Source organism: Pseudomonas sp. SHLD1 (genome assembly GCF_028640935.1).
GTDB lineage: Bacteria > Pseudomonadota > Gammaproteobacteria > Pseudomonadales > Pseudomonadaceae > Chryseomonas > Chryseomonas aestiva.
In genome coordinates, this window is the sequence record NZ_JAQZAD010000030.1 from 39,850 (window position 1) to 58,335 (window position 18,486).

Consider the following 18,486-nt stretch of genomic DNA (forward strand, 5'->3'; position numbering starts at 1 on the left):
TTCAGCGAAGCGGATTGATACGCACAGCTCCTGACTCGACAAGGGTGTCGATCTGACTTGTCTTAAAACCCAACTCGGTGAGCACCGGCTTCGTTTCCCAGCCTTTGGGTTGACTGGGCTCCCCGACGTCGAGGTATGAGCCATTGCATTTCACGGTTGAGCGGATTCGTGCTGTTCGTCCCTCAGTGGGATGTGACTCGTAGCTCAACAGCCCCACCGCCTGAAGGTGAGGATCTGAGGGAAGCGTCTCGAGCGTGTGGCAGGGCTTGGCGGCAATATCGGCGGCTTTGAACTCGATCAGCCATTCAGCGGTTGTTTTGCTAAGAAGCGGAGCGCCCCTGAGTTCGAACCATTCCCGAACGTTCACCGCACGACCCGCTACAGTGGTATAGCGCTCATCGTCAACGAGCTCGGATTTCCCGACCGTATTGAGGAACGCCTTGACTTGGGCATCGGTATTCACGGTGAAGGAGATCCAGCCATCCGCTGTTCGAACGGGCTGGTTGTGGGGACTTAAGAGGCGTTGATCACCAGCTGGGCCAACGGGCGGGTCAAAGCTGCATTGAGCCAAATGCTCCTGAAGTACAAAAGCCGACATGGTTTCGAACATGGGTATTTCGAGACTCGCACCGTTGCCTGTCTCACGGCGGCCGTACAAGGCAGAGATGATCGCGCCCGCGGCAATCTCTCCGACCACATGGTCACAGATGAGCATGGGTACGTATCGAGGTACACCGTCCCGTGCGAGGCTCAAGCCTGTCATCCCGGTGGCAGCTTGAATCACGCTGTCATACGTAGGCTCACCCGCGTAGGGCCCGTCTGTGCCGTACCCTGTGATGAGGCAATAGACCTTGTCTGGATAACGCTCCAGCACAGTTTCTGCGTCAATTCCGAGCTTCCTGAGCGCTTGTGGCCGCATATTTGCGATCACAACATCCGAGGACTCGATTAGGGTTGCCATGACCTCCTGTGATCCGGGGGCTTTCAGATTGAGACAGATGTTACGTTTGCCTCTGTTGAGGTGCAGGTAGGTGCCTGAGTGCTGCCCAGTTGGTGACGGGCCGCCAAGCCCGCGCATCAGGTCACCTTCAGGGCTTTCAACCTTGATGACCTCCGCGCCGTACTGAGCCAGACGCGAGGAGCAGGCGGGCCCAACGACAACGCTGGTGAGGTCGAGCACGCGGATACCTTCCAGCGCTTTGTAGCTCATTGCGCCACCTCCATCTCACCAGTCACCTTGCCTTGGTCGTTGAAAACCTTAACTACCAACTGCCCCGCTCGCTCTTCATGCGCAATGCAGAGAGCACGGTTGCTGAATAGCGGTGCCAAGTAGCGGATTTTGATTCCGGAAGGTGCGATCCCCAGGTCGACGCGCAGGTATTCAGTAAGCATCAGCGCAATCAAGCCTCCATTCAGAACCAGATCAGGAAACCCCTCTACAGACCGGGCGTACTCACGATCCAGATGAATTTTGTGGGAGTTGAAGCCTAAGGCTGAGTACTGAAAGAGCAGCGTGTCATCGGGCTGGATTACCTTCGGCGCGTTCAGCGTGATGTAGTCTGCTGGCGCCTTGGCAGGCTCTTGATAGGTCGATGCAGGCATCAAAACAAAGGTCTGCGTTTCACTTAAGGCCACAATTCCATTCACCGGCTTGAGCTCATGACGAGTCGTCACGAATGCCACATCGCCTGATCGCTTGTTTTTGCGCTCTACGCCTTCGATCGTGCTTTTACGCTCCACCTCTGCCCCGACCGGGATCTCTCCATGAAAAGTGATCTCGCGGCTTGTCTGCAGCACCCGAGGCAATCCGAGATCTGGGAGCGAGACTCCAAGTCCCGGGAATCCATCAGCGCGTAGTTGGGATCGGGCGGTGTCGGCCCCTAGCAGGATGAAATGCCACCCTAGTGGCAGTGGTGCGCCTGGCCCCACACCTTCCAGATCAACATCAAGCATCGAAGCGACGCGGCTAACAGCACTCATCGAGCAGGTTTCGAGCCGCTCCACTGCAGCATTCGGATCTTGGCGCATTTGGCCTCCTCCTTAACCATGGGCATCCAGATCTAGAATGCACAGGTAAAATTGTTGTTGTGCGGATGGATGCTAGCACGCAAATTACGGGTTAACACCCCACCTACCGGTAAAAACTTTCACCAGTGCTATTGGAATTTCATATCTGCATCGAGCTATGATTGTCTTGCCGGCTGCGCAGGTCGACCCGGCGAGACCGCTAGGGAGCTTCGCGGCTACCTACTGAATGAGGCCGGAATGGGCCGTAGCCATGAGCCCGAACCAATTACAATTCGAAGGATCTAGCCATGAAATTTCACTTCCATCACATGAATCTCTGCTCAGAAAACGTTCCGCGTCTTTCTGAGTTCTATCGCAACATCTTCTCCCTTGATCGGATCGAGGATGAGGAGCACGCCCGAAGCAGCAGCGATGCTGACAACGGTTACAGCGCGGATGTGGATTTCGTGACTGATGGCGCCGTCGAATTTCATTTGGCGACCAAAGACATCGATCTGAGTTTCCGTATGAAGCAGGCGATCAACCCGCTACATAACGGGCATTTTTGCTTCCGGACAGATGACATTGAGGGCTTCAAAAAGCGCCTCGACGAATTGAAGATTCCATACGCAGATTACGGGGTCTGGGCCATGGCCAACTGGTACCAGATCTTTTTGCAGGATCCCGACGGCAACATTATCGAGGTTCACCAGCCAGTCGCTCAGTAAGGGCAGTCTTCTGTGAATCCGCCTGTCGTTGAAGCAACGGCAGACGGATTTTTGTTTCCGGCATATTTGCCCCGCCCCCATTGATAGCTCGCTGGAAGGGCTTGTACGTTCATGTACTGCCCGTTCAATTCCAGCCGCAACCGCTTGTAGATCGCCTACCTGATTGCCGCTTGTGGGCAAGCGGTCAGGCCCCTGCACTCCCTCCCCCGTCCCCTCGCATTCCATCCCCAGCGCTCGAAAGCTCACCTGGGCGTTGGTGGCACGCAGATCCATGCCAGGTAAAAATCTCACCAGACGAGACAATGAGTTCCTTCAGCGCCTGTTTATCTCAATATCTACAACTAGCAAACTGAACCCGTCGAAACGCAAGCCAACCTGGTAAGACGAGGTAGCTATGAAAATCACGGTAATCGGTACTGGCAACATGGGTTCGGGGTTCGCTAAACAGCTTTCTGCCGCAGGCCATCAAGTCCGTATCACCGGACGAGATTACAACAAGGCGAAAGAGCTGGCCGATCAGTACAGCCACGTTAGCGCCTACCCAGCTGCTGAAGCGCTGGCCGACAGCGAGGTCGTTATTCTCGCGACAGGCTATAACGACTCGGTTTCGGCACTGCGCAGCCTAGGAGATCTGAACGGCAAAATCGTGATCGACATTACCAACCCGCTGAGTTCGGATTACATGTCCCTTACCATCGGCCATACGTCCAGCGCCAGCGAAGAGATTGCGCAGGCCATACCGGATAGTTATGTCGTGAAGGCCTTCAACACCCTTTTCGCTCAGGTTCTGGCCGACGGGCCGAACTTCGCGGACAACCAAGTAGGGAGCGTATTTGTAGCCGGCGATAACGAGAGAGCCAAGCAAACTGCTACGGCCGTTGCTCAGAGCATGGGTTGGAATGTCGTCGACGCAGGCGGTCTCATGAATGCTCGCTACCTCGAGCCATTGGCTGGCCTGAACATTTACCTGGGCTACGGTGCCGGCCTGGGCACCTCAATCGCCCCAATTTGGTTGAGCAAGTAAATAAAGGAGTTCGCCATGAGCGCACCTTACCCTCTGCTGTTCGTATCTCATGGTGCTCCGATGTTCGCGATTGAGCCTGGTCTCGCTGGTAAACAGCTGACTGAGATCAGCCGCGAGCTGCCGAAGCCTGATGCCATCGTCGTACTTTCTCCGCACTGGATGACCCGTGGCGAAATCAGCGTTACCGCGAGCACTGCCCCCAGAACCATCCACGACTTCGGCGGATTTCCCGACGAGTTGTACGAATTGCAATATCCAGCGCCTGGCTCACCCGAGCTGGCTAACACGATCGTCAAGTTGCTTGGTCAGGCAGGGTGGAAGTCTCGTCTAGACCCGGTTCGCGGCCTTGATCATGGCGCCTGGGTACCGCTTCGCTACCTTGCACCTGAGGCTGATATTCCAGTGGTTCAGGTGTCGATGCCTGCAACGTTAGATACAAGAACTGCTTGGGAATTGGGTAAGGCCCTTAAACCCTTGAGAGACCTAAACGTGTTCATCGTGGCGTCTGGCAGTCTGACCCACAACCTTTACGAGTTTCGTGGGCGCACCACACAGGGTGCAGATTACGTCGAGCGCTTCGCGGCCTGGACAGCGCAAGCATTGAAAGCCAGGAATACCGATCAACTCTTAGACTACCGCCAACTCGCACCAGCTGCTGAGCGAGCGCACCCCACCGATGAACACTATCTACCATTGTGCATCGCACTGGGAGCTGCTGGTGAGCAATACCATACCCGGGTGCTGGAAGGCGGAATCACTTACGGCATTTTGGCAATGGACAGCTACCTGTTCACCTCAGAACCACAAGCCCAGTGTGACATCGCCTAACCTGTAGAGGATGTTCTGCATCATGACCACCCAATACAATTTTTCCGGTGCGGCTTGGGCCCCAGAATCTGGAATTTTTTTCAGGAAGGCCTGCAGTGACACTCCACCGAAAGCCCGCTTGCTACTGCTGCATGGCGTCGGCTCCAATGAAAAAAAACTAGAGCCGCTTGCTGCATCGCTCCCAGGTGACTTGGAAATCCTGCTACTCAGGGGGCCATTGCAACTTGGGCCTGAGGCCTTTGCGTGGTATCAAGTCACGTTCACAGGTGAAGGCCCCTCCTTCAACCAGGATCAAGCTGAGGCGAGCCGCAGACTGTTGGCGCAGTTCATTAGCGAGCTTCCCCCTCTCCCTACAGTGATTGCAGGCTTCAGCCAAGGCGGCATCATGAGCTCGAGTTTAGGCCTGACGGAGCCTGAGCTTGTGAAGGGGTTTGCGTTGCTGAGTGGAAGGATGCTGCGCGAAATTGATCCCATCATCGCCTCCGCTGAGCGGCTTCATGAGATGAAAGCTTTTATCGCGCATGGCCATCAAGATAGCGTCCTGCCCGTAGCTTGGGCGCAGGAAGCAGAAGCATGGCTTGACCGACTTGGCGTCTCTCACGAGACCCACTTTTACAACATGGCTCATCAGATTACCGCTCAAGAGCTTGCAGATTTTTCCCAGTGGCTGAGCGGGACACTTCCTCTATCAAACTAAGAGCTTCTTGACTGTTCCTTAGACGGTCGATCGCCAATCGTAAATTTGGTTTCCTCCTTTGCCCGGCAGAAGAGTTTGCTACTATTTTTGCCGGGTCTTTTTCCCACTCACTGCTAGGCCAAGCATTTAAAAAGGTGCCCGAGTGCGCACGGGGGATTTAAGGCGCACCCATCCCCACCCAAGAGCCGACCTGAGTATGCAACATTCACATCTGACTTTTCTCGCCATGACCACGGCGATCAGGATTGATTGCTCTAAGGCACCTCAGCCCCACGCGTAGCTTTTAGAGGTTGCCCGCGGCGCCATGAGCAAATCTTGAGGCGGTTGAGTTAGCCTTTGATCCAATTTCCATCAGTTTGTGCATCGATCGCTAAGTCGAAGGTCTGGATATAAGCGGAGATCATTCGATAGTACCCAAGGACGATAAGTGCATCGCTGAGATCCTGGACAGTAAAATGTTCCAAAGCATGCTTGAATAAGACCCCGGGAGCTTTTCCCGTGGTGAGAACGGATTTTCCAAAGCGAAGCAACAGGCGCTCGGATTCGGTAAAGACGTTGTTATCTTCCAGGCACCCTTCCCCAATAGCTAGGATTTGCTCTTGTCGCACGCCAGCTGCCTGCGCAATGCTTACGTGCTGTTCCCACTCATAGCGGCAGCTTTCATTTGCAGCCACTAATACGACCAACAACTCCTTGTGATAGTCGGATATGGTCAAGTCTCTAAAGATAGCATTAGTCAAGTCGATCACGGGGATAAACGCCCCTGTGCTATGACCTAACATTTTGAAGAAATTAACCTTGATGGGAAGCTGCTCGTACTTTTTTTGAACATCTGAGGGCGCTTGCGAAAAATCGGGATAGCTAACCGATACCTCACTTTTAATTCTATCGTTGGCGTCAGGCTTTTCGATCATGCGTCTATCCTCGCTTAACTGAAAAATATCACCCAATGTGAGTTTCAATGCCTCTGAACGCATTGATCCAGAGAGGTTCCATACTCTTACTCTCACCGGCTAGCGATGTCATCCTAAGATCTCGCAGGATTGAAGGGCATGGATGGTTAGAACGCTCCCTCAAGTGACCTAACGCCCGGAAATAAAGGATATTCGTGGACTGTGGCGTGCAAGAAAGCCAATTACATACAAAATTGACATTCTTTTGAAACCAAATAATTCATATTCGAAAATTCGTATCTTCGCTCAGCAAAGGTCACTCTGGCCCTGTTAAAGGGACGACTTCGAACACACAGTAATTGGTGGTACTGCGTGGCTAGCGATGTAGAAAAAACCAGAGTGGTGATGAAGTTAGGCGGCAGTGATTTAGCGACTAAGGAATAGCGGGGAGTTATCAGAAAATATAAACTATTTAAACTGCATAACCGTATTAGCTAGACTGGCACTGAGCTCGTACCTGCTGTGTTTTTATTGATTCCGCTATAAGCCCGGCTCCCGGCCCAGCCAATACGTTGAACGAAAAATCAATAAATACGCAGAGGTCATCAAGCCCCTGGGCAAACCAATCTAATTTGAATGACATACCGCTGAGCCGCTTCCACATTTGGACGTTAGTTAGGGGTACCAGTGGTTAGTTCAGCGATGGACTCGTCCTTGGGTTCATTCGCATTGCGGTCAGCATAGTTGCAGGTGAATGCGCTCTGGATGCGGCTTCGCTCGCTGGCCCGCACCTGGGCAGCTTGATTGGAGGCCTCCTTGCTGACTAACACGGTCGTAAAAGCATTTTGCGTGTGACAGGCTGCTTTTCGCGAGCATCTCTGCATCCCCATTTTTTGGGAACCCCAGAGCAGCGAATCGTGCTTCGGCTTCTTCGTTTGTATGCTCGCGGCTGCCAAAAACCTGGAGTTTGTGTATCCACCTGAGCTGCTCTCTATCCAGCAACGAAAATAATCGATATGCACTCCGTGAAAGTGCTCTTGGCTGAAGCCGAGGAATGAAGCATGCCGGGCGCATCTCAGGGGATGGGGATTTCTCAATAAGGCGTTTATTAGTTGATCTGCTAGCTCGAGAAAGAACTGGGAGCGGTCTTGGTCGACCGCTTTACCCGTCTGATGACGCTGACATCATTTGGGGTGGCGTTGAGAAACCGTGGCACGGTGCTAAGCAAAGAGCTTCTGCACCTGACATCGATGGCTTCCATTCGGGATTGCTCCGGCTGGGTTAGACGGGGCCGCCAAATGTGGCCACTGCGAAATCGACGAAGCTACGCACTTTCGGAGTCATCAGCTTATCTTGCGCGAACAGCACGTGAAGAGGTCGCGTCAAGGGGGAATACTCTGGCAGGATTTCGACCAGTGCGCCGCTGGCCAGGTGCGGTCTAACCAGCTCTTCAGATTGCAACAGTACTCCCATGTGCGCCAAAGCTGCGCTCAGCAACACCTCACCGTGATCTGCCTTGTAACGACCATTGACCTGTACTTCAACCAGACCAGCAGGCCCTGAAAACTGCCATTGGGTGCGGAGCTCGGTGTGGGTGAACACCAAACATTCGTGCGTGGACAAATCTCGTGGGTGTTTGATCGGTAAATGAACTGCAAGGTAGGACGGTGTCGCGCACAGTATGAGAAGGTATGGATTGAGCGGCCTGGCCACCAGGCCGCTGTTTGAAAGTTGGCCCACTCTGAAAAGGACGTCGTATCCGTCGTCGATGAAATCGACAACTCGATTGGTCAGATTCAGTTCAAGCTCAACCTGAGGGTGCGCTTCCATGTATCTTGGAAGCACCGGCGACAACGCATGCATGCCAAAGCTCACTGGGGCATTAATCCGAAGGCGGCCGCTAGGAGATAGCAGTGCCTCTGCGACCACGCTCTCAGCAAGTTCAACCTCGATAAGGACGAGCTTGGCGCGTTCGTAGAAGGCCCTCCCAACATCAGTCAGGCTCTGCCGACGCGTGGAGCGATTGAGCAGACGCGCTTGGAGCTTTTGCTCGAGGCTGTGCACATGTCGCCCGACCAGCTGGGATGAAATCTGTAAAGCATCCCCCGCCGCGCTGAAGGAGCCAAGCTCAACGGCCTTCACGAAGGCTTGCATGCTGCTGATGCGATCCATTTGAAACCTTCTTAAGCCAATAAATCACTATAGTGACGATTTGGACTATATGGTTTCAAGTCTGGCCCGCATGACCCTGCTACGGGGGATAGGCTGGCACCCTAGGTAATACCAGAGATCGCTACTGAAAACCGTTGCTGAAGGAATCTCGGATGAACTTCATCTGGGGCCAGAATCTGAAGGCGTTATCACGCTGGTAGAGGAAGATCAGGCCATAGCGCTCATTCGCGCGCTCAACCCACGGATATGTCCCAAAAAGTCCAATGCTGGAGTTGCGTACACACGCCCCGCTGTCATCCCAAGCCTCGCACCAACTGCCTAGGCTGTAGTGAGCATCAGCCAGTACGTTCGCTCCCGTCGGTGTCATTTGAGCATGATGGGTTTGGTCACGCAGCATTTCATCAACGGCGTCTGTCGAGAGCAACCGCTTGCCTTCAAACAATCCGCCTTGGGCAAGCATGCTCAAGAACCGGGCGTAGTCAGGTGCTGTGCTCACCGCGCCGCCTTGCAGCACTGGGTTGAGCGTTTCTAACAAGGGGTACTCGTCGTAAGAATCCATACGCAAATGAGTCCAGTACGTCCGGTTCATCCCAAGCGGCTTGGAAATCTGCTCATCGAAAAGATCGGCCCATCGTTTACCTGTAACCGCTTCCGCTACGGCCCCCGCGATTTGGAAACCAGGCCCGCCGTAGGCGAACACTTCACCAGGCTTGCTGACAAGAGGGCGAGCCGTGACGTCTGCAGCCGATTGGGCGAGGGTGATTTGGTGGTCTTGATGAATGTCGTAGAACTCGCCCTGGGAACCAGCAAGACCGCTCGTTTGAGAGAGCAGCTGTCGTAGAGTTAGTTGTCCTGCTGCAGGATTCAGATCGTACAACCACGTTGAGATGGGTGTGTCGAGAGAGAGGTTTTTCTGCTCAACGACCCTCATGACAGCGGCGGCTGTCAGCCATTTTGACGCCGACGCAATGGGAAGTTGAGTGTCCTGTTCGATTGCACCGAAGCGTACGGAAGACTCGGCCTTGTCACCTTTGCCGGCAATAACTGTAAACCCACCTGCCCCGCCTGCAGCCATCGCCATTGCTGCCTCCTGTGCAAAGGCCGACAAGGGGGCACCTTGATCGACATGATATGCCACTTGAGGAGTGGTTGAGTTCTGGCTCTGGTTCATGGGCGCGCTCTTTGAGAATTCAGTTGGAGCCTGACTTGAGGCTGCACACGCGGTCAGAGTAAGGCGCCTGAGTGCAATGAGCACTGACAGCGTAATAGGTCTTAACGCGGGGTACCCACGATGGCTGATGTGTTTTAGCTTGACATGGGGGCAACAGTGGTCAAAGTTTCGAGAAATTATGAGTTTAGTATCTAATCGCCCGCATCCAGCCCTGCTCTACCGTTGTCCGAGACGGTAATGTCCATCACGCGTACCTGGCTTTGAGGATGAGTACTTTCGGACTTCATACATGCTCGGTTAGCCCAGCATCAGCGACCAGATCCGTTACTGCTGCCATGGTTCGCCCTACCAGAACGTCATTGCGTCGATCTTGGTGGAGCGCCACCCAAATGTTCAGCTCCAGTAGCTCCTCCCGCGTTTCCAACCGTACCAGCTTTGGCTCTGCGTCAGCCAAGAAACAAGGTAGACCGGCAATCCCGATGCCGGTGCAGGCAGCCTCATATTGGTTGCTCAGGTCGCTCACTTCGCAGATCACGCGCCGACTCCCGATGAGCTGATAAATCCATCGCTTGTGATCAAAATCGCTTTGGCGCTCGGTGTAGCCGATAAACTCCCATCGTGCCTCATCATGGAGGTGCACGTAATTGACTGAGCCATAGAGGGCAAACGGCATTCGCCCCACCTTCTTGATGATGTCTGTGTCTTGGACTCCCGGCGCTAGTCTGATTGCTAGATCAGCTTCAAGCCGGGACAGCGATGCGAAGCGTGACTCGCTCAGGATCGACAACTGCACATTGGACAGGCGTTCAGATAACGCTTTGAGGTTTGGAGCCAGTAGGTGCCGTGCCAGGATTGGAGGGGCGGAAATCGTCACCTTGTCCCGCGAGTCTCCAGTCCAATCTAGTGAAACGCGCTCGACGGCCAAACTGCGCTCTTCGATCTCAATCGCGAGGGGCATCACCTGCTCACCAGCCGGTGTGAGACGGGCCTCACGTGGCAGCCTTGTGAACAGCCGCGTCCCGAGATCGGCTTCAAGGGCGGAAAGCCTTCGACTCACCGTTGCCTGATCGACGCCCATTGATTTGGCTGCAGCAGATAGGGTGCCTGCTCGGCAGATGGCCAGAAAGTAACGAAGGTCTTCCCAATTCACGGCAACGGGCTCTCTTAGCTGGCAGCATAAATACGGCCACATCTGGGATAGTAAACCGCGGTCAGTGGTGGTTTCCAACCAAAACCATGCAAGCCTGCATGGATGGTTTGCGATTTTCAGGATTTACGCATGCATTGCGATGGCTCTAGCCTGAAAGCCTTAACAACCAGAGCCTTCAAATGTTCAAGCACTCCAATCTTTGCGCCATACAGCTCGCAGCCTGCCTAGGCTTTTTTGTCGTCCAGCTGGATGTCAGTGTCGTGAATGTAGGCCTCGCGGCATTGAAGCACGACCTTCACATCAATCTGACTGGCCTCCAATGGATCATTAATAGCTATGCACTGGTGTTCTCAGCCTTACTGATCCTCGGCGGCGGACTGGGTGACCGCTGGGGGGCGAAAATAGTGTTCGCGGTCGGCTTCGCAATCTTCACGTTGGGATCACTTGGTTGCGGGCTATCCTTCGACATGTCCTCTCTTATCATCACTCGATGCATCCAGGGGCTTGGCGCGGCCCTGATGATTCCGACCTCCCTGACGCTACTCCGTCTTAATTTCAGCGATCCACAAAAGCGCAAAACTGCCGTGGCGTTCTGGGGAGCCAGTGGTGGAATTGCCTTGGCAGCAGGCCCAGTCATCGGTGGTTTTATGATCGAGCATGTGGGATGGCGAAGCGTTTTCTTAATCAACGTCCCATTAGGGCTCATTGCGCTATTCCTGGCCCTGAGATTCACACCAGCCTCACCCAAGGTTGAGAAGCATCTGGATCTGCTGGGACTGCTGACCAGCGCGATCGCGGTCGCCTGTTTGACTTATGCCCTTACCGAGGGTGGGGATGCAGGATGGACAGCCTCTGCCCCGCTCGTCAGCATGGTGATCGCTGTCATCGCGATGGCTTCTTTTGCGGTAACTCAACAAAGGGTGGCCTCCCCGATGTTGCCTGGACATTTAGCGCGCAACCGCGTACTGCTGGCCATGATGCTCACAGGCGCCACAATCAACCTGACGTTCTACGGCGTTGTATTCGTGCTGAGCATCTACTTCCAGACCGTCCTTCAATACGATGCCGTGCACACTGGCCTGGCGTTCATCCCACTGACGGCAGTCATGACGATCTCATCCATTCTCTCGGCCAAGTTCGGAAAGCGGACAAGCCCGTTGATTATCATGGCCATTGGCCTTTGCTTGCAGGTCATAGGGTTCTTGCTGCTCTCTCGATTCACGCCTGCTGACTCAGCTCTGCTATTCAATGCGGCTCTGACCATTGTTGGGATCGGTAGCGCGTCGACTGTCCCGGCAATGAACAACACAATGCTAGCCTCCGTCACGAAAGAGGATTCAGGGATTGCATCAGGCCTAATGTCGTCTGCGCGCCAAGTAGGTGGTGTGGTGGGCGTGGCAGTATTTGGAGCGCTGATCTCAAAATCTGACGCATTCGGATTTACTCAGGGCATGGCCACGGCAATGTTCGTATGCATCGGGACGCTGCTATTGTGTCTGGCGGTCAACCTGCAATGGGTGCCACGCAAACAGGAACTAAGCCCGGCGTAGAGGCTCGGCTGTCATGCATAAACTGCTGCTGAAGTATTAGCGCCAGGTGGCAAACAGCCGAGCCAATTCGTCTACTACGAAACGCACTTTGGGCCGAAGGTGTGACACCTTCGGCCATAGGGCATGCACGATAACTTCGGGCGGTTCGAAGCCTTGAAGTACCTCCACCAACCGCCCCGCCTCGAGGTCTTCCTTGAAAAGGCATCGGGGCATTTGGCAGAGGCCTATCCCAGATACTGCTCCCAGTATCATGGATTCACCATCGCTGATCTGGTGCGTGGCGGGAGGAGAAAAACGAATAGTTTTTCCTTCCTGGTTGAAGCGCCAGGACAGCGGCTGGCCTTTTCGATGTCCGACAATACAGTGGTGGTTGGCGAGTTGCTCAAGGGACTCAGGGGTTCCGAACCGCTCGAAGTATTCAGGAGCAGCACACACCACCCAGGGTTGGGTGGTAAGCACCCGGGCCACGACGCCAGGTGCATCCTGGACTTCACCGAACCGGATGAGCAGATCAATGCCTTCCTCGATCGGATCGACTAGGTGATCCGAGAACGTGATGCTCAAGTGCAGATCCGGATACCGTCTGACAATGTCAAACAGTAGCGGCGCTGCGACAAGGCGGCCGAAAGCTGATGGCATATCAATCCTGAGCCTCCCAGACGGCTCACCCGCATGCGCGCCCAAACCACTTTCGGCCGCACCGATCTCTTCCAGCGCGGATGAGCAGGCTGTGAAGTAGGCCTCTCCATCCGCGGTAAGAGAGATTTTTCTTGTTGTACGGTGAAAAAGCTGCGCGCCCAGTCGCTCTTCAAGCTTGGCGATCGCTTTTCCTACAGCCGATTTGGAGACGCCAAGGCGTTCGGAAGCCTCCGTGAAGCTCGATGATTTTGCGGCCACCATGAAGGTGAGAATGCCTTGAAAAGAGTCGACAGGAAGCATAGTGGGCCCAACGAAGAAAGCGGTGCACTGATCTTAAGTCGCGTGTCATAGCGCGCGAAAAGCTTAGCTCTGGCCGCTAAGGCCGTGATGGCCTCGGATCGCTTCGTGACGTCAACAACAGCAGTGGACGTATGCGCGCTCTTTGCACAAGTCATGACTAGGCGAACTAGATGAATAAAAGTACGGATCCGACCCCATCAGCTCAAAGGGTAGCATTAAATTCTACTCAGATGCGATACGCGGCGTGTTTATCTTGTTTTGGCTCAACACTAAGATAGTCATTCAAATCCTTTACATGTGAGGAATTCGCTATGCCAGTCGTCCGAGTCAGTTGGTTCGAAGGTAAAGACCATGCTGAAAAGGCAGCAGTCGCTGCTGACATCACCCAAAGCATCGTCAAGCACACTGGTACCGATGCCAACTACATCTATGTGATCTTCGAGGATGTCGCACCCTCTGACTGGGCCGGAGCCGGAAAGCTGTTTGGTGAAGCCCCAGATTCTCCCAAAGCTTGATGCCGGGGCGTGCTGCTCATGGCAGTGCGCCCACGCTGCTTCCCCTCATCCTCAAACGGAGAATCAACATGCATCCTTTCATTTCCTGCCTGTTCACGCTCAGTATCAAGCCGGACGAATTTGAAGAATTTAAGTCCCTGATCAGCCAGGTCGTTGCCGAAACCCAGAAAGAGTCTGGCACACTGATTTATGAGTACAGCATCAACGAGGAGCGCAACGTGGCTCACATCCTCGAGCGCTACAAGGCTAATGCCGTTGTTAGCCACGTAGACGAGACTTTTGGCCCGTTTGGCGAACGCTTCCTTGAACTGGCGACGGTTACAAGCTTGGTAGTGTATGGAACCCCCGACGCAGAAATCCGTAAGAGACTGGATCCTTTCGGCGCGGTGTATATGACTCCATTTGACGGCTTTAGCCGATAAATCGCGCTAGGAAAGAGATAATGACCACCGTAACGCAAGCCATTACATCGCGCATATCCGCCTCTGCTTATGATGCATCTGCTGTTCTAACGGACGAAACGATCGCCGAGCTTGTCGACATCGCTACACATGCGCCATCTGCATTCAATGCCCAAAATTGGCGATTCATAGCGGTTCGTACTCCAGAAGCTAAGGCGCGCCTTCTGCCATTGGCGTTCGGCCAGCAAAAGGTCGTAGACGCCACCGTCACATTCATCGTGTGCGGAAGCCTTGATGCGCATAAAACTTTGCCACAAACACTAAGTGCAACACTGGACGCAGGGATCATCGACCAGGCGGTGTATGACATGTGGGTAGGCGCAGCCCATGGTCTGTACGCCGAAAAGCCGCAATTACAACGAGACGAAGCTATCCGCTCTGGCTCATTGGTCGCTATGACGCTGATGCTTGCAGCTCAAGACAGGGGGCTCGTTTCCACCCCCATGATCGGATTTGATAGCGTGGCCGTGGCTGAGCAGTTCGGCCTCGCATCTGCTGAGATTCCTGTGATGCTGATTACCGTTGGTTACCCGGCTCCAGGCAATTGGCCACGTAAGATTCGCAAGCCCTCCAGCGAGATCCTGACTTACGCTTGACCGGTGAATGTACGGCGCCCTCCCTTGCCCGCTCCTCCATGTCCAATGGGTCGGGCGGGGCCTTTTACTTCCCCCAAGCCGGCTGCTCAAAACGCTCCACCAAGAAATTGATGAGGGCCCTTACCTTGCCTGCAAGATGTTTCCGGGTCGGGTAAACAGCGTAAATACCTAGCTCCAGCGACTTGTAAGCTGGGAGCACCTCCACCAGGCGGCCCTCGCGTATATCGTCTGAAACCATAAAGCTCGGCTGAATCGATATCCCTCCTCCACCGAGCGTAATGCTGCGGCAGGTATCACCGTTATTGCATCGGACGATGGCGCGCGTGCGAACAGTTTCCTGGCCAGACGGCCCGTTAAGCACCCAATCGCTGCCAGTCGCCAGGTTTGTGTATGCGATGACTCCGTGCTTCAAGAGGTCTTCAGTGGTTTGAATTGGCTCGTGCATCGCTAGGTAATCAGGCGACGCGCAGAGAATTAAGCGAGTATCGGTCAACCTCCTGCTCACTAGAGAGGAGTTTTCCATACGCCCGATTCGAATAGCGACATCGAAGCCGTCCTCCACCAAATCAACGATGCGGTCGTTCAGACTTATCTCCAGCTGAACTTTGGGGAAGGCACGCATGAAGTCTGCCCAAACTGGCGCCAGGTGCAGCACACCAAAGCTAACAGGAGCGTTCACACGCAGGGATCCGCTCGCTTCGGGGGCTTCAGAGGAGACCGCTACCTCCGCCTCTTCCATCAGCGCCAGAACGTCCTTTGATTGTTCGTAGAACTGCCTGCCTGCGTCCGTCAATGACAGCTTTCGCGTTGTTCGATTTAGCAGCCTGACCCCTAAGCGCTCCTCAAGGGCACTGACGTATCGAGACACCGCTGCTTTGGACATACCTAGAGGCTCTGCCGCACCAATGAAGCTCATTTTCTCGACGACAGTGCAGAACACCTGCATTTCAAGCGCCCTATCCATGATCATCTCATTTAGTGGGATTGTGGATCGCATTTGACGCTATTTATCTCAAAATAACAATCTTTAAAATCGCTCCCATAAAGACGGCCATCCCTTCGTTAATCACTGGAGCATACTCATGATCGACCACCGCACCGCCCCCTATGCAGCCCTTGTAATGCGCCTCGCGCTTGGATTCATGTTCATTGCACACGGCCTGACCAAGGTGTTTGTATTCACACCCGTTGGCACAGCTGCATTTTTCGATTCGATCGGATTCCCAGGCTTCTTGGCCTACCCTGTTATGGCCTTCGAGGTCATCGGTGGAGTGATGTTGGTTCTGGGTGTATACGCACGCTGGGTCGCCGCACTGGCGGTGATCCAACTGTTTATAGCAGCCACCGTCCACTTCGGTAATGGATGGAGTTTCACCAACCCGAATGGCGGTTGGGAATACCCGATCTATCTTTCGGTAACCGCTCTGGTTGTGGCGTTGCTGGGCGACGGCCCATTCGCCATCAAGTCCTCAAAGCGCTGAGTTCGAATCCGCAAGCCCTGATTAAGCCAGCGCTTGCGTTTTTTAATCAAAGCACTCGTTCTGCTCCTACTTTTAAAGGCCGACTTTGCAACACTTTGGGTGCCCGATCGAGGCGCTGAAGGCGCTGCCGCTCGGTGGCTCACAGACATCTTTCCGGGTCAGCTCTGGATCGCTGCTGAATTGCACTTCGATCCAAACGACCAGGTACGTCTGCAGGAACTGCATAAGTTGGGAGAAACGCTGGAACTGCCCCTCGTCGCTACCGGAGATGTGCATATGCACTGCCGCGGACGGCGAGCGCTACAGGACACCATCACCGCAATCCGTCACCACGTGCCAGTGGCAGAAGCTGGCCAGCTGCTGTTTCCCAATGACGAGCGCCACCTACGGACGATTGTGGCTTTGGAGCGGTGCTATCCACTGTCGCTCCTGAAGGAGACTCGGCGTATTGCCGAGCGCTGTCGCTTCAGTCTGGCCGAGCTGCACTATCAGTATCCCAGCGAGGTGATTCCAGAGGGACACACCGCTACTTCCTGACGGTACACGACATCGTTCGCTTCGTCCGTCAGCGAGGGATCCTGTGCCAGGGCCGCGGTTCGGCAGCCAACTCAGCCGTCTGTTTCGCGTTGGGCATTACCGAACTGGATCTCACTCGGATCAATCTACTGTTCGAGCGCTTCATCAGCCATGACGGGATGAGCCACCGGACATCGACGTCGATTTTGAGCATGACCGACGTGAAGAGGTTATTCAGTATATCTTCCGCCGCTATGGTCGCCAGCGCGCTGCGCTCAGTGCAGTGGTGTCCACCAATCACGCTGCCGGCGCCATACGTGATGTGGCAAAGGCCCTGGGCCTGCCCCCCGATCAGATCAGTACCCTCGCAGACTGCTGTGGCCGCTGGACGGATAACCTCCCACCGCCAGAGCGGCTACGTGAATCAAGTTTCGATCCAGCAAGTCCCTCGCTCTACCGCATCCTGGTGCTAACCGGTGAGCTCATCGGCTTCCCACGGCACCTGTCTCAGCATCCAGGGGTTTCGTCATCGCCAACCAGATTCTGGATACGCTGGTACCCGTGGAAAACGCTGCCGTGGAGGGCCGTACCGTTATCCAGTGGGACAAGGATGACCTCGATGCTATGGGCCTGCTCAAGGTCGACATCCTCGCCCTGGGCATGCTCAGCGCCCTGCGCCGGTGCTTCGACCTGGTGAGGGGCTACCGGGGTGAGGAGCTGACCCTGGCCACCGTGCCCCAGGAGGACAAGCCGACGTACGCCATGATCAGTCGGGCGGACACCCTTGGCGTGTTCCAGATCGAATCGCGTGCCCAGATGGCCATGCTGCCGCGGCTGAAGCCGCAGACCTTTTACGACCTGGTCATCGAGGTGGCCATCGTCCGGCCGGGCCCCATCCAGGGAGGGATGGTCCACCCGTACCTGCGTCGGCGGACGGGCCAGGAAGAGATCAGCTACCCGCCGGAGCTGGAGCGCGTCTTCGGCCGGACCCTGGGTGTGCCCCTGTTCCAGGAGCAGGTGATGGAGCTTGCCATTCTCGCCGCTGACTACACCCCCGGCGAGGCCGATCAGCTGCGCCGCAGCATGGCAGCGTGGAAACGACATGGGGGCCTTGAACCGCACCGGGAGCGGCTCACCTCGCGCATGCTCGCCAACGGCTATACCGCGGAGTACGCCGCGGACATCTTCCGGCAGATCGAAGGGTTCGGCAGCTACGGTTTTCCCGAGTCCCATGCGGCCAGCTTCGCTCTACTGACCTACGCGAGCTGCTGGCTCAAATGCCACGAGCCGGCGGCTTTCGCCGCGGCGCTGATCAACTCCTACCCCATGGGCTTCTACAGCCCCGACCAGATCCTGCAGGACGCCCGGCGCCATCGGCTGCAGACCCTGCCGGTGGACGTGACCTGCAGCGACTGGGATTGCAGCCTCGAGGCTGTCGCAGATAGCCGGCAGCCAGGCATCCGGATGGGACTACGCATGGTGCGCGGCCTGGCCGAGAAAGCAGGACGTGCAGTTGAGCAGGCCCGCCGGCAGCGGCCATTCCGCGATGTCACCGATCTGTGCCTGCGCGCCGGCCTCGATGCCAAGGCCCGGGAGTGCCTGGCGGATGCAGGTGCACTGAAGGGCTTGGCCGGGCACCGGTTCCAAGCACGCTGGGCGATGGCCGCAATCGAGCCGCAGCTGCCCCTATTCGCAGAGGGCGCGGTCGTTGAGGAGGAGATCCAGGAGCTGGTCGCCCCGACCGTGGGTGAGGACCTC

The 18,486-nt window shown here is 55.3% G+C and carries 17 protein-coding genes and 1 pseudogene; 10 read left to right on the plus strand and 8 right to left on the minus strand.

Features of this window, described 5'->3' with window-relative positions:
• Position 1 precedes the first annotated feature (1 nt).
• Together PVZ77_RS20070 and PVZ77_RS20075 are read right to left on the minus strand one after the other, a co-directional pair.
• The gene (locus PVZ77_RS20070; protein ID WP_273808909.1) at positions 2 to 1,210 is read right to left on the minus strand and encodes a CaiB/BaiF CoA transferase family protein; all 1,209 of its coding nucleotides are present in this window, start codon (positions 1,208 to 1,210) and stop codon (positions 2 to 4) included.
• Positions 1,207 to 2,028 carry an FAS1-like dehydratase domain-containing protein gene (locus PVZ77_RS20075; protein WP_273808910.1) on the minus strand — a complete coding sequence of 274 codons (822 nt, stop codon included), beginning with the start codon at positions 2,026 to 2,028 and terminating at the stop codon, positions 1,207 to 1,209. The genes PVZ77_RS20070 and PVZ77_RS20075 overlap by 4 nt, the downstream gene beginning before the upstream one ends.
• A gap of 287 nt (positions 2,029 to 2,315) precedes the next feature.
• Between PVZ77_RS20075 and PVZ77_RS20080 the strand changes: the two genes are divergently transcribed.
• From PVZ77_RS20080 to PVZ77_RS20095, 4 genes are all read left to right on the plus strand, one after another.
• Positions 2,316 to 2,735, plus strand: coding sequence for a VOC family protein (locus tag PVZ77_RS20080; protein ID WP_273808911.1), 420 nt, complete (start codon positions 2,316 to 2,318; stop codon positions 2,733 to 2,735).
• 394 nt (positions 2,736 to 3,129) lie between these two features.
• A complete protein-coding gene (locus PVZ77_RS20085) occupies positions 3,130 to 3,759 on the plus strand; it encodes an NADPH-dependent F420 reductase (protein ID WP_273808912.1) in 630 nt (209 codons plus the stop codon).
• Positions 3,760 to 3,774: 15 nt separating this feature from the next.
• Positions 3,775 to 4,587: a DODA-type extradiol aromatic ring-opening family dioxygenase gene (locus PVZ77_RS20090; RefSeq protein ID WP_273808913.1), complete on the plus strand. Its 813-nt coding sequence runs from the start codon at positions 3,775 to 3,777 to the stop codon at positions 4,585 to 4,587.
• 22 nt (positions 4,588 to 4,609) lie between these two features.
• Positions 4,610 to 5,284: an alpha/beta hydrolase gene (locus tag PVZ77_RS20095; protein ID WP_273808914.1), complete on the plus strand. Its 675-nt coding sequence runs from the start codon at positions 4,610 to 4,612 to the stop codon at positions 5,282 to 5,284.
• Between the two features lie 329 nt (positions 5,285 to 5,613).
• Here PVZ77_RS20095 and PVZ77_RS20100 read toward each other — a convergent pair whose 3' ends face one another.
• From PVZ77_RS20100 to PVZ77_RS20115, 4 genes are all read right to left on the minus strand, one after another.
• Positions 5,614 to 6,198, minus strand: a complete 585-nt coding sequence (locus PVZ77_RS20100; protein ID WP_273808915.1) for a carboxymuconolactone decarboxylase family protein — start codon at positions 6,196 to 6,198, stop codon at positions 5,614 to 5,616.
• 1,260 nt (positions 6,199 to 7,458) lie between these two features.
• Positions 7,459 to 8,349 carry a LysR family transcriptional regulator gene (locus PVZ77_RS20105; protein WP_273808916.1) on the minus strand — a complete coding sequence of 297 codons (891 nt, stop codon included), beginning with the start codon at positions 8,347 to 8,349 and terminating at the stop codon, positions 7,459 to 7,461.
• Positions 8,350 to 8,470: 121 nt separating this feature from the next.
• The gene (locus PVZ77_RS20110) at positions 8,471 to 9,520 is read right to left on the minus strand and encodes a serine hydrolase domain-containing protein (RefSeq protein WP_273808917.1); all 1,050 of its coding nucleotides are present in this window, start codon (positions 9,518 to 9,520) and stop codon (positions 8,471 to 8,473) included.
• Positions 9,521 to 9,803: 283 nt separating this feature from the next.
• Entirely contained in the window at positions 9,804 to 10,670 is an 867-nt protein-coding gene (locus PVZ77_RS20115; RefSeq protein WP_273808918.1) for a LysR family transcriptional regulator, read from the minus strand.
• Between the two features lie 179 nt (positions 10,671 to 10,849).
• Between PVZ77_RS20115 and PVZ77_RS20120 the strand changes: the two genes are divergently transcribed.
• On the plus strand, positions 10,850 to 12,220 hold the full coding sequence (locus PVZ77_RS20120; RefSeq protein ID WP_273808919.1) for an MFS transporter: 1,371 nt from the start codon (positions 10,850 to 10,852) through the stop codon (positions 12,218 to 12,220).
• 36 nt (positions 12,221 to 12,256) lie between these two features.
• On the opposite strand, the gene PVZ77_RS20125 is transcribed toward PVZ77_RS20120, so the two are convergent.
• The gene (locus PVZ77_RS20125) at positions 12,257 to 13,159 is read right to left on the minus strand and encodes a LysR family transcriptional regulator (RefSeq protein ID WP_273808920.1); all 903 of its coding nucleotides are present in this window, start codon (positions 13,157 to 13,159) and stop codon (positions 12,257 to 12,259) included.
• A gap of 311 nt (positions 13,160 to 13,470) precedes the next feature.
• Between PVZ77_RS20125 and PVZ77_RS20130 the strand changes: the two genes are divergently transcribed.
• The 3 genes from PVZ77_RS20130 (at position 13,471) to PVZ77_RS20140 (ending at position 14,731) form a co-directional block, all read left to right on the plus strand.
• Positions 13,471 to 13,674, plus strand: coding sequence for a tautomerase family protein (locus PVZ77_RS20130; RefSeq protein WP_273808921.1), 204 nt, complete (start codon positions 13,471 to 13,473; stop codon positions 13,672 to 13,674).
• 68 nt (positions 13,675 to 13,742) lie between these two features.
• A complete protein-coding gene (locus tag PVZ77_RS20135; protein ID WP_273808922.1) occupies positions 13,743 to 14,096 on the plus strand; it encodes a putative quinol monooxygenase in 354 nt (117 codons plus the stop codon).
• 20 nt (positions 14,097 to 14,116) lie between these two features.
• Complete coding sequence (locus PVZ77_RS20140; RefSeq protein ID WP_273808923.1) at positions 14,117 to 14,731, plus strand: nitroreductase family protein; 615 nt, start codon at positions 14,117 to 14,119, stop codon at positions 14,729 to 14,731.
• A gap of 64 nt (positions 14,732 to 14,795) precedes the next feature.
• On the opposite strand, the gene PVZ77_RS20145 is transcribed toward PVZ77_RS20140, so the two are convergent.
• Entirely contained in the window at positions 14,796 to 15,695 is a 900-nt protein-coding gene (locus PVZ77_RS20145) for a LysR family transcriptional regulator (protein WP_273808924.1), read from the minus strand.
• A gap of 118 nt (positions 15,696 to 15,813) precedes the next feature.
• Here PVZ77_RS20145 and PVZ77_RS20150 point away from each other — a divergent pair, with 118 nt between their 5' ends.
• Together PVZ77_RS20150 and PVZ77_RS20155 are read left to right on the plus strand one after the other, a co-directional pair.
• The gene (locus PVZ77_RS20150) at positions 15,814 to 16,212 is read left to right on the plus strand and encodes a DoxX family protein (protein ID WP_273808925.1); all 399 of its coding nucleotides are present in this window, start codon (positions 15,814 to 15,816) and stop codon (positions 16,210 to 16,212) included.
• Positions 16,213 to 16,290: 78 nt separating this feature from the next.
• A pseudogene (locus tag PVZ77_RS20155) lies at positions 16,291 to 18,486 on the plus strand (error-prone DNA polymerase); the annotation flags it as partial.